The following is a 15,823-nucleotide window of genomic DNA, read 5'->3' on the forward strand; positions in this document are numbered from 1 at the left end:
CTCCGCTTGGCTGATGAGGAAAGACTACATGTGCGGTATTGTCGGTATCGTCGGTTTTACACCGGTTAACCAGTCGATTTATGATGCATTGACGGTGCTTCAGCACCGTGGGCAAGATGCAGCAGGCATTGCAACTATTAATAGTAACAATGAATTCCGTTTACGTAAGGCCAATGGGTTGGTCAAAGATGTATTTGAAACACGGCACATGTTACGTCTACAGGGAACTATTGGTATCGGGCATGTTCGTTATCCAACTGCGGGCAGTTCCAGTGCATCTGAAGCGCAACCCTTTTATGTGAACTCGCCTTTTGGTATCACGATGGCGCATAATGGCAACCTGACAAACGCACATGAATTAAAAAAACTGCTGTTTGAAAATGCCCGTCGCCACGTCAACACAACGTCAGATTCTGAGATCCTTCTGAATATCTTTGCTGATGAATTGACACAGTTCCCTCATTTTCCTCTGGAGCCAGACGATATTTTCGCGGCAATAGCGAAAATGCATAAACGGATCCGCGGTGCCTACGCTTGTGTTGCCATGATCATTGGTCATGGGTTAGTGGCTTTTCGTGATCCACATGGCATTCGTCCCTTGGTTTTGGGAAAACGTAGTTTGGAAGACGGTCGACATGAATACATGGTCGCGTCGGAAAGTGTGGCACTGGATACGCTCGGCTTTGAATTTCTGCGTGATGTGGCTTCCGGAGAAGCAATTTACATTACGGAAGATGGGCAACTATTCACCCGTCAATGTGACGAAAACCCTTCACTGACTCCTTGTCTTTTTGAATTTGTCTATCTTTCCCGCCCAGATTCCTTTATCGACAAAATTTCCGTATATAACGCCCGCTTGAGGATGGGGAGAAAGCTCGGCGAAAAAATTGCCCGTGAATGGGAAGATTTGCATATTGATGTTGTGATCCCTGTACCGGAAACATCCTGTGACATAGCACTGGAAATCGCCCATATCCTTGATAAACCGTATCGGCAAGGTTTTGTCAAAAATCGCTATGTGGGGCGCACTTTCATTATGCCCGGCCAGCAAGAGCGCCGTAAATCAGTTCGCCGCAAACTGAATGCTAACCGTGCTGAATTCCGCGGCAAAAATGTGTTGCTGGTGGATGATTCCATTGTGCGCGGGACAACCTCAGAACAGATCGTAGAACTGGCCCGTGAAGCAGGAGCCAAAAAAGTTTATTTTGCTTCGGCAGCACCGGAAGTGCGTTTCCCGAATGTATACGGGATTGACATGCCAAACGCCAATGAATTGATTGCCCACGGTAGAGAAGTGGATGAAATTCGCCAGCTCATTGGTGCGGATGCCCTGATATATCAGAATCTGCAAGATCTCATTCAGGCCGTGCGGGAAGAGAATCCGGACATAGAAAAATTCGAATGTTCTGTTTTTGATGGTATCTATGTCACAAAAGACATTGACCAGATTTACTTGGATTATTTGGAAAACCTGCGTAAGGATGATGCCAATAAAGTACGCGGGCAGAGCGAAATTGAGAATTTGGAAATATATAATGAAGGATAATATCTTTATTATCATATAAGTTATATACCCGTCGTCTTTCAAGTTGCCTGCGTTCATTTACTCCGGTCGCACAGACAGCAGCGCGTCCGGAGGTTACTGAAAGGCTCCAGCCTCCCGCCGGAAGCCAGTCTTTGGCCGGGCAAATTCGTTCCCGACGAGTTTGCCATTCCCTTGCCGCCGCAACGCATCTTGAAATCCATAGGGTATAAACCCAGATCTCAGAGGAAAGCATGAAAAAATTGATTGTCGGGCTGACAGGGGCGAGTGGTGCGATTTATGGCGTCAGGTTATTGCAGGTTTTGCAGCCTTTAGAAGGGATTGAAACGCATCTGGTCATCAGCCAATCTGCCCGGCAGACATTGGCATTGGAGACGGACTATACCTTGCGGGAAGTTCAGGCTTTGGCTGATGTAGTGCATGACAACCGTGATATTGCTGCCAGCATTTCTTCAGGCTCATATAAAACACTGGGTATGGTTATCCTGCCTTGCTCAATCAAAACCTTATCAGGAATAGTGCACAGTTACACTGATGGCCTGATTACCCGATCCGCAGATGTGGTGTTGAAAGAAGGCCGGAAATTAGTATTGGCGGTGCGGGAAACTCCTTTGCATTTAGGCCACTTGCGGCTAATGACACAGGCGGCTGAGATAGGGGCGGTGATTATGCCACCGGTCCCTGCGTTTTATCATCGCCCTGAGCATATTCAGGATATCATTGACCAAACTGTCAATCGTGTACTGGATCAGTTTGATATTGAACTGCCGGAAGATCTATTCAGTCGTTGGCAGGGAGCAAAACCTGCCGGGATCCTTACTTAGCCAATTTAATCGACATTAACATCCGCTTTTTTTACTGCATCCTGCAAGGCTTCCTCTAACCGGAAATAGCGGAAGCCAAACCCCGCTTCTTCCAACTTCTTAGGAATCGCTTGCTGCCCGCTTAAAACCAGAGTTGCTGCTTCTCCCATCATTGTTTTTAACACAAATGCAGGAATGCGGAAGAGGGAAGGGCGATGTAGTACTTTTGCCAATATGGCACTGAATTGATCATTATGGACAGGGTAAGGTGATGTCATATTGAAAGGGCCGCTCAGCTCGTTCGATACCAATAGGTAATAGATTCCATTGACCATATCATCAATATGTATCCACGGCATATATTGCTTACCATCGGCGAGTGCACCACCCAATCCCAGCCGGAACAAAGGCAACATTTTTTGCAGGGCCCCGCCTTCTTTCGCCAAAACAATACCCGTACGCAGAAGACATACGCGAGTTTTATCACTTTGCGCCTGTAAGGCCAGTTGCTCCCAACGCTTGCAAAGCTGATGGGTAAACTCATCGTGAGGTGAATCATCTTCGGTAATGACCGATTGCCCTTGATCCCCATAGTAGCCGACGGCCGAACCGGAAATAAATACGGCAGGAGGCGTTTCACTGGCATTAATTAACTTGCTTAATTGCTCGGTAATTCGCCAGCGACTTTGACAAATTTCTTCTTTTTGCTTAGGTGTCCAACGCTTGTCTAGAATTGGCTCACCGGCAAGATTAATAACGGCATCAAAATTATTGAGATCATGCTGGTCATTGAGAGTTGTCCAGCATTCAACAAGATCGGTAAAAAGTGAGTACACCTTTTGTGGTGAACGGCTCAAGATGGTGATGGAATGGGAGATAGAAAGTAGCTGGCAGGTCAAGCGATGACCAATGAGCCCCGTTCCCCCCGTAATTAAAATACGCATGGTCACCCCCTGTGACAAAATTAGTAGTCAATGACAGACTATAGCAAGGGATGGTTTAGATAGCAGCGAAATATGCTGCTATCTGTTATCGGCATCAAGTTTTTTGGTGAAAAATTTTGCCATTAAGTGAATTAGTTGCACAACTTTCAGTTAAGCATCATTATAGGCCGCTTGGGTTGCGGGGCGCTGTCCGATTTTATCAAGCCAGTTTCTGACAGCAGGATAATCGTCTAAATTGATGCTTTGATGTTCATGGCATTTGGCCCACGGGTAAGTGGCGATATCTGCGATACTGTATTCATTTCCTCCCAGATAAGGAGTTTTTTCCAATTGAGTATTGAGTACCTTGTATAAGCGTCGTGATTCTTCCACATAGCGTTTAATCGCATAAGGAACAACTTCAGGCGCATAACGATTAAAATGGTGATTTTGGCCGAGCATTGGGCCAAATCCGGCAACTTGCCAGAACAGCCATTGCAATTGTTCGGTACGTTCACGAATATTTGTGCTGAGTAACTGCCCTGTTTTGTTTGCCAAATAATGCAAAATGGCACCAGATTCAAAGATGGAGATAGGCTCTCCGCCGTCGGCTGGTTGATTGTCGACAATGGCAGGGATTTTATTGTTCGGGGCGATGGCAAGGAATTCTGGTTTAAATTGCTCGCCTGCGCTGATGTCAATGGGGTGGACGGTATAAGGAAGACCGACTTCTTCGAGAAATAATGTAATTTTATAGCCGTTAGGTGTCGGGGCATAATATAGATCTATCATATAACCTCTTGTAATAACAACAGAATAAATATCACTGCATTACATTATCATTGTTTGTCTGTAAGATGTTACGAATTCCCTATTTTATTGTTAGTCAGTTTATCTGTTTTTGACCTTCTGCTGCGGAGGGCACTGCAAAAACGGGCATGTAAATCGTTTATTAAAGGTTTTTAGAATGGAGTTAGAAAGATCAGCCAATATCGAATGGGTCGATATTGTTAATGAAAATAATGAAGTCATCGCCCAGGCGAGCCGCCAGCAAATGAGGGCTCAAAATCTGAGGCACCGTGCCACTTATATTGTTGTGCATGATGGCATGGGGAAAATTCTGGTTCAGCATCGTACAGAGACAAAAGACTTTTATCCTGGAAAACTGGATGCAACGGCGGGTGGTGTCGTTATTATGGGAGAAAACCTGCTCAGTGCGGCGCGTAGGGAAGCAGAAGAAGAGTTGGGGATTGCTGGTGTACCCTTTGCCGAGCATGGCATTTTTTATTATGAAGAGAACATTTGCCGGGTGTGGGGTGGTTTATTCAGTTGCGTCACCCACGGGCCATTTGCGCTGCAAGAAGAAGAAGTTTCTGCGGTCTATTGGCTGACACCGGAAGAAATCACAGCCCGTTGTGATGAATTTACCCCGGATTCCCTTAAAGCCCTCTCATTGTGGATGGCGCGTAATAATCAGACTGAACTTTCTGAGCATTGATAATCTTTATTCCTGTTATTTTTCAGGTTGTGGCTTATATTCAATAAACTACAACCTGAAAACTATTGGAAAATATTTTAGTCCTGATGAAATACTCCTGTGTGTTGTGAAATTAAAAATGCTATTGGATGAATAAAACAAGTTACTAATAAAATCCAAATAAAGGCTAATTATTTTTGAAACTTTCTTTGGAGTATTATTAAAAATTAATCATGTTATTTAAATTGAAATTAATCATGCCGTGAATAATTGCTTTTTTGCGTGTATCTTAACGTGCTTTTTTATTTGTCGGGAATACTTCAACATGATGGTCACTCATTGCCTTTCAAGCAGTATCCTACTATTCAGGAAAAGTATTTCTGTAACTCATATGTGACTAATATAAAACTCATTTATACCAGTCATATTTCAAGTTGCATTTTTGTTGGCTGCATTTGTTTTCGAAGAATTTGTCGCTTTCTTGCTGCCTCGTCGCAACTCGGAATTTATGGGGATTTATACCAAATATGAGTTAATCCGATATTACCCAATAGATTTTAATAATGTCATATCCCATCGATTTCAAATTGTTGAGCATGGCAAGAAGTTAATTCTCGGATCACACGCTGTCGATGTGATGGGAGTCCGGGAATAACAGAAACGCCCAACGCAGTCACAGATTGAAAGGTGAAGGATATTACAGGAGAAAAATATGCTTAGCCACAGTAACACAGATCTCAAGAATATACTGCTTACCGGGGTTACGGGGGTTGTGGGAGGAAGGCTCCTCTTTGAAATATTGACGACAACGGACGCCAATGTATATTGCCTGATTCGGGAAGCTGATGAGCAACACGCTCTGTCACGGATAAAAACGATTCTGTCCGTTTATGATCAGGAAAAACAGTGCGAGTCTGACATTCACCGCATCATTCCTGTTCTGGGGGATGTTTCTGAAAAATATCTGGGAATGGCAAACACGCTTTACCATGATTTGACAGGTAAAATTGATAGCGTTATTCATTGTGCCGCTAACGTCAAACTGCTTTCTTCTTACGCTAAAATCGCACCGACCAATGTTCAGGGGACACATAACATTATCGAATTTTGCCTGTCAGGTGGTGCGCCATTACTCTATACATCCAGCTTCAGTATTATTGGCAGCCGTTTGTTTCAGCAAGGTTTTGTCATGCATGAAACTGATTTGGATGTCGGGCAGAAATTTGATGGCATGGGCTATGAACTCACCAAATTTGAAGCCGAACAGGCCATTCACAGCGCCGGGGAGCAGGGGCTGAAATGGGTAATTGTACGTCCCGGCAACGTTTGGGGAGATAGCCACAGCGGGTGCTATCCTTTGTATCAGACCAGAGTGAAAGGTGTGTACTATGATGTTATTAAGTCATTGGTGGAAACAGGGCTGACTTACGATTCTCCGGAGGATTTTGAAATAACGCCGGTGGATTATGTGGCCAAAGCATCATTATTTGCCATTTCTTATATTCAGAAATTTGACAGAAAAACATTGCATTTAGTTAATCAGACTACGATTAACTTTAATCAGTTTGTTGCTTGTTTGCGTGAATTCGGTTATCGCATCCGGACTATCGACAATAACGATTTTATACAAGCAGTATTACAAAAACGTATATACCGCAATGGAGAGCCCTATAATTCAGTCTACATGGATTTGTTGAGCGTGTTTTACAGTAAAGGCATCATTAGTGAAAGGGCGAAATATGCCACTCAATTGACAACGGAATTACTTAGCGGCAGTGGAATTCAGTGTGCCCCGTCTGGTGGTGAGTTGATTTCCTGCTATTTAAATTACTTAATTGAACAGCAGTTTATTTTGGCGCCACAAGATCAGGGAGAGGGTGCTGAAATAATCTAAAAGAGGGAAGCCGTTTTGGCTGAAAATGGAGGCATTTGGGGCTTTTTCTGTTAGCCCCAATTGCAAAAATTAGCGGCAGACCATATTGACCTGAATCTCTTGAGCCAGCAGACCGTTACTAGGAAGGGGGAGAGCCTTAACATAGTGGCATGCTCCATTTGGTGAACGAAATCTGATCAAAGCAAAGTGCCAGATAAAAAAACAGAACTTTATCAGTAGGCTAATATTGAGATTTTTAAATTAAGTAGATACGGAACAGGTGTTACTCAAGAATCCATATCCTATGGATTTCAAGATGCGTCGTGGTGGCAAGGAAGTGACAAACTCGTCGGGAACGAGAATTTTCTCAGCCAAAGGCTGGCCAAAGGACGAGAGGCAGGAGCCTCTCAGTCACCTCCGGGAGCATAGATAACCGTATGTTTATAAAAACGGTGACCGGCGTGAATGAGCGTAGCTAACCAAAAGGGCAACTTGCAAGACGACGGGTATCTAACATTATTTAGGAAATTGGCTGGTACTAGGGGGGCAGACCAAGTTAAATAAGCTGATTATTACTCAACGGAATTCTGATATAGATCCCACCGATTTCCATAAATATCTTCAAAAACGACTACAGTGCCATATTCTTCTTGGCGTGGTTCTTCACAGAAATGAACACCATTTTCTTTCATTTTATGGTAATCGCGCCAAAAATCGTCAGTTTGTAGGAATAAGAACACCCTACCACCACATTGATTACCAATAAATGCTTCTTGCCTTTCGTTAGATGCTCTAGCCAATAATAAATTACAATCACTCTCAACGTTTGGCGTAACAACAACCCATCTTTTACCTGGTTGGGGAGTATCTTCTACCAGCGTAAAACCTAGCTTATTAATATAGTAATCAATGGCTTTATCATAATCATCCACAACAATAGCAATGTAACCCATACATCTTTTTTGTGTTCTCATGGTATTCCTATATTTACCAGCTAAAAAATTACAGCATACGTGTGCCTAAATTCACGTTTATTTCAGGTTGTATCAGAACTGTTCCTTGCTCGCCACAGACTGCCGCTAGAACTAATACTTCTGATTTAAATCCTGCTACACGTCTAGGTGGGAAATTTATTACTGCCAGAATTTGTTTGCCTATTAATTGTTCTTCGGTGTAGTTTTGGCAGATTTGGGCGGAACTTTGTTTTTCGCCAATATCGTCACCAAAATCGATATATAATTTGTAAGCAGGTTTTAGCGCTTTTTCATTTTTTTCTGCTTTGATTATTTTACCAACGCGGATGTCAAGGGATATAAAAGTATCAATAGTAGTAAGTTCGAGGTTTATATCTTTCATTATTCAGTAGGTATTAATTGTTTTAATTATGTTGTTTAGCATAAAGTAAAAGTAGCAAAATGACCAGAGTGAAATTATTGCATGGATATTACGACTATAATTTCCTTATCTTAGTACTACAGTTGTAATTGCTGTGTAATCATCAAGTTATTCCGGTGGCGATAATGATATTGCTGAGCTTTATATTGATGTCGCTGCTGCCAGCCTGGCCAATATAAAATCTGTTTTAGGGCTTCCCCTGCCTTTCTCATTATAGCTTTAGCCAGTTTAAGTCACCGTAAGTGACTTAAACATATAACCACCCGCTATACGGGTGGTTATGATTTACTATTTACCGCGAATAATTAACTCCACCGATCATCACGCTGACTTATCCGCCTTGGCGATGGCAGAAGCCAATTCTTGAACGAAAGGATCGCGCATAATGGAAATATGGTCGCCAGATAAAGTATGTGATGCCACTTCCCCCGTAACCAACTCTTTCCAACCATCGATAAAACTCTCGATAGATGTTCCCAGCTCTTCATGGTCTTGGTTATTGCTTGCCAAAAACAGGTGGATGTTTCCTGAATATGCTCCTTGCGGTTGATAATCCATTAAAGAGTGCGCCTTGAAGACCCGCAGATAAGTTTCAATCTCCTGTGAAACAAGTTGGGGTGGCAGCAATTCTTCTTTAATCAGACGAAGGCGCAGGTTGTCTATCCGCTCTTCTTCTTTCATGGATTGGAACGCTTCCTCAGTGAAGATATCGTCTGCGCCTTCCAGTGCAGCAAATACGTTGCCGAATTCCGCTATCCAACGGCTGTCAGACCATTCTGATTCGATTTTCTGAGCTGCGCTTTCCAAGGGGGATTCGCTGTCGACCAACGCCAATAAAGCAATTTCCTCGCCTTGTTCTACAAGCTGGCGTGCGATTTCAAACACGAGCCAAGCGCCGAAAGAGTGTCCACCCAAGTGATAAGGGCCGTTTGGCTGAACTTTCTTGAGATTGTCGATCATTGCGCTGGCCATCACTTCAAGGCGTTCTGGAACGTCATGACGCCCATCCAGCTCAGGCGATTGCATGCCCCAGACGGAATAAGTGCCCGCCAGTTCAGTAGCCAGTTCCTGTAAATAAAGTACATGCCCACCCGCACCCGGCGCAAAGAACAGCGGGGTGTGATTGGTATTTTGTGACAGCTTGACCATAGAGCCAACATCGTTATTGTCACGTTGTTCGATAACGCGGGCCTGCTCTTTAATCGTCGTAATTGCCATCAGGCTCGCCATCATATTCTGCTCAAGGCCAAACCGTTCAACCGCCAAAGAGCAGGCTTTCAGGATGAGCAATGAATGCCCGCCTAACTCGAAGAAATTGTCATGGCGGCTGACACGTTCCAATCCCAGCAAACTTTGCCAAATTTGGGCCAATGCGGTTTCAGTCTCGCCTTGCGGTGCTTCATAACTGCGGGTCACAATGGCCGATTGATCCGGTGCAGGGAATGCCCGGCGATCGATTTTGCCGTTGGAGGTCAACGGAAAAGTATCCAGTATGACGAATGCGCTTGGCAGCATATAGTCTGCAAGATGCTGAGCGAGTTGCTGGCGCAGATCTGCGGGAATCAGTTTGGCTCCCGGACGGGGCTGCACGTAGGCAACGAGGCGTTTATCATCCGGAATGGTTTCACAGACAAGCACAATGGTGTCAAGAACGCCCGGGCACTGGGCGAGACGCGCTTCTATCTCTCCAAGCTCAATGCGGAAACCACGCAGCTTGACCTGAAAATCGTTGCGGCCCAGATATTCAATCATGCCATTTGGCAGCCAGCACCCCAAATCGCCTGTTTTATACATACGGGCACCCGGCTGTTCACTGAATGGGTCAGCAATAAACTTCTCTTCCGTCAAATCGTGGCGATTCAGGTAACCACGGGCAACGCCCGCACCACCAATGTGAATTTCCCCTCCAACTCCGAGAGGAGCCGGTCTGCCCTGTGTATCCAGAATATAAATACGCGCATTGGGCAAGGGATAGCCAATCGGGATGCTGTCTGCCATTGGCAGTGTATGTTGATTATCCAGCGTCAACGTTGTCGCAATGACCGTTGTTTCAGTCGGGCCATAGGAGTTAATCCAACGGCAGGATTGGGTTTCTGGCATTGATTGCCAATTCAGCAAATGCCGGAGCTCAGCCTTTTCACCCCCAACAATGATGGTATGCAGGAATTGACCGAAGCCACTGCGTCCCGTCATCATTTCTTGCACCCATTGGTGCCAGAAAGCCGTCGGCATATCCATGATGGTGATTTTCTGCTCATTGAGCAAGGCGACAAACTCGGCATCCGGTACACGGATATGGGCCGGGCGCAGAACCAGAGTTGCACCCGATGCAAGCGTTGGGAAAATGTCAGATACCGAGGTATCAAATGCTACGGTGGCAAATTGCAGGATACGATCGCCCGGCTTGGGTTCGCTGGTTTTGTGTTGGGTATGAATGAAATTCACCACATTCCGGTGTTCCAGCATGACGCCTTTAGGCTGCCCGGTAGATCCTGACGTATAAATGATATAGGCCAGATGATGTGGTTGAAGTCCCATCTTGTCGGCATCAGGGTTATATGCAGGTTGTTGCGCCACACTTTCCTGATGGGTGCGGTCATCCAGCAGCCAGACATTAACGCCCTGAACGGGCAAGCGCGACAGCAAGTGTTTCTGGGTCAGTAATAACGTTGGCTTGCTGTCTGAAAGCTGATAAGCCAAGCGATCGACAGGGTATTCTGGGTCGAGGGGAACGTAACCTGCGCCTGCCTTGAGGATCGCGTACATGCCGATAATCATGTCCAGACTGCGATCGACACAAATGGCAACGCGATCATCCGGGCGTACACCCGCAGCGATCAAATGATGCGCCAACTGGTTGGCATGATGGTTCAACTCAGCATAACTCAACTGATTTTCGCCAAATACCAGCGCCGTGGCATCGGGGGTACGTTCTGCCTGTTGCTCGAACAGCTGGTGGATTAAGGTGTTTTGTGGGAAGCTTCTGGCGGTATTGTTGAATGCATCCAGTAACTGGCTACGCTCTGCCGGTGGCATAATATCGATAGCTTCAATCGCTTGTTCTGGCGAGTTTCGCAGTGCTGCCACGAGACCTTCCAGCGCAGCATTCATATAGGCATTGATGCGGGCTGGATTGATTTGCCGATTGCATTGGGCAGTCAGGCTGAATCCGTCGTCAAAGTCATCGACATCCAGCGATAACGGATAATTACTGCGTTCTTCACCATCCAGTTCCCGGATGCCTTCCCAAGCCAGCTCCCCTAATTCTTCTTCATCCGCGCGTGGGCTATGGCGGAAATTGAGCAGGCTGTTGAACAGTGGCAATGAGGCCGGGATCCCGCTGCAACGCTGGGCCATCGCCAATGGTGCCTGTTCATGTTCCAGCAGGGCACTCAACTGCTGATAAGTCTCCTGAACGGCTTGCTTAACAGTACGAGCCTGTAATCTTACGCGGATTGGCAAGGTATTGATGAACATACCCAGTACTTCGGAAGCACCGGCACCACCTTGCAAACGTCCAAGCAGAACGGTGCCGAATACCACGTCGTCTTTCCCGCTGCATCGAGCCAATACTTGTGCCCATGCCACATGGAACAGGGCGGCGGAACTCATGCCCAATTGACGTGCGCATTCGCGTAAATTGTGGCTCAGATCGCTATCCAGTGCGAAAACATCTTCTTCGATTTCATTCAGATTGTTGCCCTGCACATCAAGCAATCCGAAAGGCAAGGTAGGCTCTTCCACATCTGCCAACAATGTTTGGAAATAATTCTGATGGGATTCCTGCGGCACTTTATTGATCTGGGCGATAAAGTTACGGTAAGGCAATGGTGTTGGTAAGTTTTCACTTTTACCCAGCAATAAGGTTTGTATTTCATTGAATATGATCTCCAGTGAGATATGGTCACAAACCAGATGGTGGTAAAGCAGTGAAAGCAGCCATTCTCCCGATGCGGGATCTTGGGCGATATAAGCCGCCATTAAGGGAGCCTTGGTAACATCCAGTCTTATTGCATAGGGATCGGCAATCAGGCGCAATTGCATTTCAGCGCTTTCTGTCGTGGAGGGATCGGTTGGAAGTTCAAGCTCAATGATCGGCAGAGGAGCACGGCGATTGACGACCTGTACTGGCTCAGGTAATTCTTTCCAGTGCACCGAGCTGCGCAAAATATCATGTCGGTCAATGACACGCTGGAGTGCCTGCAAGAAACTGTCCAGCCGTACCCGGCTGTCAAAGACCACCAGATGGTTATCCAGATAGATATCGCTTTCCTGTTCCAGCAAATGATGGAACAGAATACCTTCCTGCAACGGCCCCAACGGATAAATATCCTGAATATTCTGGACGCCACCCGTTATGCTTTCAATGACTTGGTCAATCTGGTTTTGAGTCATCTCCACCAGCGGCAGCATATCGGGGGTAATCGCCTGGCTCTCTTGATGAATAAGGTTAGGCGGAACTTCCTGTAAGCCGCTGTCTTGCCCGGCATTCTGGCTGATGAGAGCACTCATGGCGACCAAAGTCGGGGCAGAGAAAACGGCACTGACATCAAGGGAAAGGCCATGCTGGCGCAACTGTTCGATTAAATTGACCACCAGTAACGAGTGCCCGCCCAATTCAAAGAAATTATCCTGACGTCCGACTTGTTCTAAATTGAGCAAAGATTGCCAGATCATTGCCAGTTTTTGTTCGATTTCACCTTGCGGCGCTTCATATTCACGGCTGACAATCGCTGTGTGATCCGGAGCCGGCAATGCCTTGCGATCCAGCTTGCCATTGGCGGACATCGGGAAAGCATCCAGCATGACAAACGCACTGGGAAGCATATGTTCCATCAAGCGGCTGCTCAGTTGCTCACGCAGAAGAGAGGGGGTCAGCGTGACACCAGCCTGTGGGATCAAGTAAGCCACCAAGCGTTTATCACCCATGCCTTCTTCACGGGCAATGACTACCGCATCACTGACACCTTCACAGGCCGCAAGCTGGGTTTCAATTTCCCCCAATTCAATGCGAAATCCACGTATTTTGACCTGAAAGTCATTGCGCCCCATGTACTCAACCATGCCATTTGGCAACCAGCGTCCCAAATCTCCGGTTTTATACATGCGGGCATTCGGATGCTCACTGAATGGGTCAGCAATAAACTTCTCTTCCGTCAGATCGGGGCGATTCAAGTAACCACGGGCGACTCCGGCTCCGGCGATGTGGATCTCGCCTGTCACCCCGACGGGAACAGGCTGCCCGTGGGTGTCTAAAATATAAATGCGGGTATTGAGCAATGGATAGCCAATCGGAACCGATCCCATGAACTGCGGATTTTCTTCGCCGTTCCGGTTCAAGCTATTTAGGGTCAATGTGGTGGCAATGACCGTTGTTTCGGTTGGGCCATAAGAATTTATCCAACGGCAGGATTGTGTCTCTGGGCTGGACAGCCAATTCGTTAAATGGCGGTGTTCTGCTTTTTCTCCCCCGACAATGATGGTATGCAAATGAGGGCTGAAACCGCTGCGCCCCTCCATCATTTCCTGTACCCAGTGGTGCCAGAAAGCGGTTGGCATATCCATGATGGTGATTTGCTGCTCACGCAAAAAATTGACAAAGGTAATGTCCGGTATTCTGATGTGCGGCGGACGCAGAACCAAAGTAGCACCGGATGCCAGCGTCGGGAAAATATCAGACACTGAGGTATCGAATGCGACAGTGGCAAATTGCAGGATGCGATCCCCCGGCTTGGGTTCACTGGTCTTGCGCTGGACATGGATAAAATTCACAAGATTGCGGTGTTCCAGCATGACGCCCTTAGGCATGCCGGTTGAACCGGAGGTGTAAATAATATAAGCCAGATGTTCCGGTTTAATCCCCAGCAAGCTGGCATCAGGATTATGGCCCGGTTGCTGTGCCACGTGGTGGCGATTGTTTTCATCATCAAGCAACCAGACATTGACCGCCTGAGTGGATAAACGGGCTTGCAAATGCTGCTGGGTCAGCAATAACACAGGCTTGCTGTCAGATAATTGATAGGCCAGACGCTCGGCTGGGTATTCAGGATCGAGCGGAATATAGCCTGCCCCGGCCTTGAGGATAGCGTACATGCCGATAATCATATCCGGGCTGCGCTCTGCACAAATCGCAATGCGATCATCCGGGCGTACACCCGATGCGATCAGATGGTGTGCCAATTGGTTGGCATGCCGGTTCAGCTCAGCATAACTTAATTGGTTGTCACCAAAGGCCAATGCGATGGCATCAGGCGTTTGTTCTGCCTGCTGCTCAAACAGTTGGTGAGCCAGCAATTGTTGGGGATATGAAAAATCCGTGTCATTGAATTCCTGCAAAACTTGGGTGCGTTGTGCCGGTTGCAACAGTGGTAAATTTTCCACCCGTTGTGAATCATCCGTAATCATTGCGGCCAGCAAGGTTTGCAGGTAACCGGCGATGCGTTCTACGCTGGCACGGTCAAACAGATCACTGGAATATTCTAAATCACCCACTAAACCTTCTTCGGTGTCATTCATGGAAAGTGACAGATCAAACTGCGAAATGTTTTCGCTGGGATTGATCTCACTGATTGTGACACCGGGCAGCTCGATATCCTGTTGTCCCGGCGTATTATCCACTGACATCATTACTTGGAAGATCGGGCTGTAGCTGAGGCTGCGCGGAGGTTTCAACGCTTCAACCAATTGCTCAAATGGCAGATCTTGATGTGCATAGGCTTTCAGGGCATGGCTTCTGATTTGCGCCAACAAGCCACTGATTGTTGGGTTGTCATCCAGTTGAACCCTGAGTGCCAACGTATTGACGAAGAAACCGATCAATGGTTCCAATTCCCGATGTTGCCGATTGGCAACCGGAGTACCGATGACCAGATCTTTTTGTCCGCTGAGGCGGGAGAGCAATGTTGCCCAGCCGGCCATCAGGGTCATAAATAATGTTGTTCCGTGGCGCTGGCTGAGCGCCCTCAATCCGGAACTTAATTCTGGTGGCAGGATAATCTCGACACGCCCTCCGGTGTAACTCTGTTTTTCCGGGCGTGGTCTGTCCGTGGGCAACTCCAGCAACGCCGGGGCACCTTGTAGCGCGCTGCGCCAGAAATCCACTTGTTTTTCCAGCATTTCACCCTGTAACCATGCTCTTTGCCAAAGGGCATAGTCCGCATATTGAAGCGCCAAAGGGGGCAGGGGATCAGCCTGCCCTTCGCTGAATGCATGATAAAGGGTTGCCAGTTCATTCATCAGCACATTGAGTGACCAGCCATCAGAAATAATGTGGTGTTGAGTTAACAGCAAAACATGCTCGTCTTCTGCCAAGCGAAGTAACCGCCCCCTGATCAGGGGGCCTTTTGTGAAATCGAAGGGCTGGTTAGTTTCATGTCGGGATATTTCTCCGATGGCAGTGTGCTGATCAGCGACAGGCAGGTGGCTGATATCTTCCATTGCCAAAGAGAAACCAGAGTTCGGTTCACCAATGATCTGCCGGGCGTGGCCTTCCACCACTTCGATCGTCGTGCGCAAGATCTCATGGCGGGCGACTACCCTGTTCAGAGCCGCTTGCAGCGCATCCAGATCCAAATGGCCTTTCAGGCGCAGGCCACCGGGAATGTGGTATGCCGTCTGCGCAGCCGGATCTAACTGTGCCAAGAACCAGAGGCGCTGTTGTGCCCAAGAGAGAGGCAATGTTTTTTGATCGGCGCTTCTCGGTACAATCTGGTTATTTTCTTCTACCTGACTGTTCTGGATGCGTTCTTTAATTTTTTTCTGGAGTACTGCTTGTCTTAACTTAAGCAGAGTTTGTTCGTGATTACTCAT

General features: G+C 46.9%; 9 protein-coding genes. 4 read left to right on the forward strand and 5 right to left on the reverse strand.

Features of this window, described 5'->3' with window-relative positions:
* Positions 1 to 28: 28 nt before the first annotated feature.
* Both purF and FE392_RS14165 read left to right on the forward strand, forming a co-directional pair.
* Entirely contained in the window at positions 29 to 1,546 is a 1,518-nt protein-coding gene (gene purF, locus FE392_RS14160) for an amidophosphoribosyltransferase (RefSeq protein WP_319930863.1), read from the forward strand.
* Between the two features lie 230 nt (positions 1,547 to 1,776).
* Positions 1,777 to 2,367: a UbiX family flavin prenyltransferase gene (locus FE392_RS14165; protein ID WP_319930864.1), complete on the forward strand. Its 591-nt coding sequence runs from the start codon at positions 1,777 to 1,779 to the stop codon at positions 2,365 to 2,367.
* 5 nt (positions 2,368 to 2,372) lie between these two features.
* Here FE392_RS14165 and FE392_RS14170 read toward each other — a convergent pair whose 3' ends face one another.
* Together FE392_RS14170 and FE392_RS14175 are read right to left on the reverse strand one after the other, a co-directional pair.
* A complete protein-coding gene (locus FE392_RS14170) occupies positions 2,373 to 3,290 on the reverse strand; it encodes a TIGR01777 family oxidoreductase (RefSeq protein WP_319930865.1) in 918 nt (305 codons plus the stop codon).
* Between the two features lie 150 nt (positions 3,291 to 3,440).
* Positions 3,441 to 4,061 carry a glutathione binding-like protein gene (locus tag FE392_RS14175; protein WP_319930866.1) on the reverse strand — a complete coding sequence of 207 codons (621 nt, stop codon included), beginning with the start codon at positions 4,059 to 4,061 and terminating at the stop codon, positions 3,441 to 3,443.
* Between the two features lie 175 nt (positions 4,062 to 4,236).
* Here FE392_RS14175 and yfcD point away from each other — a divergent pair, with 175 nt between their 5' ends.
* Positions 4,237 to 4,767, forward strand: a complete 531-nt coding sequence (gene yfcD / locus FE392_RS14180) for an NUDIX hydrolase YfcD (RefSeq protein WP_319930867.1) — start codon at positions 4,237 to 4,239, stop codon at positions 4,765 to 4,767.
* Positions 4,768 to 5,458: 691 nt separating this feature from the next.
* Positions 5,459 to 6,640, forward strand: coding sequence for an SDR family oxidoreductase (locus FE392_RS14185; RefSeq protein WP_319930868.1), 1,182 nt, complete (start codon positions 5,459 to 5,461; stop codon positions 6,638 to 6,640).
* 551 nt (positions 6,641 to 7,191) lie between these two features.
* On the opposite strand, the gene FE392_RS14190 is transcribed toward FE392_RS14185, so the two are convergent.
* From FE392_RS14190 to FE392_RS14200, 3 genes are all read right to left on the reverse strand, one after another.
* The gene (locus FE392_RS14190) at positions 7,192 to 7,593 is read right to left on the reverse strand and encodes a VOC family protein (protein ID WP_319930869.1); all 402 of its coding nucleotides are present in this window, start codon (positions 7,591 to 7,593) and stop codon (positions 7,192 to 7,194) included.
* 28 nt (positions 7,594 to 7,621) lie between these two features.
* On the reverse strand, positions 7,622 to 7,975 hold the full coding sequence (locus FE392_RS14195) for a tRNA-binding protein (protein ID WP_319930870.1): 354 nt from the start codon (positions 7,973 to 7,975) through the stop codon (positions 7,622 to 7,624).
* A gap of 360 nt (positions 7,976 to 8,335) precedes the next feature.
* Positions 8,336 to 15,823 (reverse strand): non-ribosomal peptide synthetase, encoded by a 7,488-nt coding sequence (locus tag FE392_RS14200; RefSeq protein WP_319930871.1) that lies wholly within the window; start codon positions 15,821 to 15,823, stop codon positions 8,336 to 8,338.

It is taken from the genome of Xenorhabdus santafensis (genome assembly GCF_033949405.1).
In the GTDB taxonomy this organism is placed as follows: domain Bacteria; phylum Pseudomonadota; class Gammaproteobacteria; order Enterobacterales; family Enterobacteriaceae; genus Xenorhabdus; species Xenorhabdus santafensis.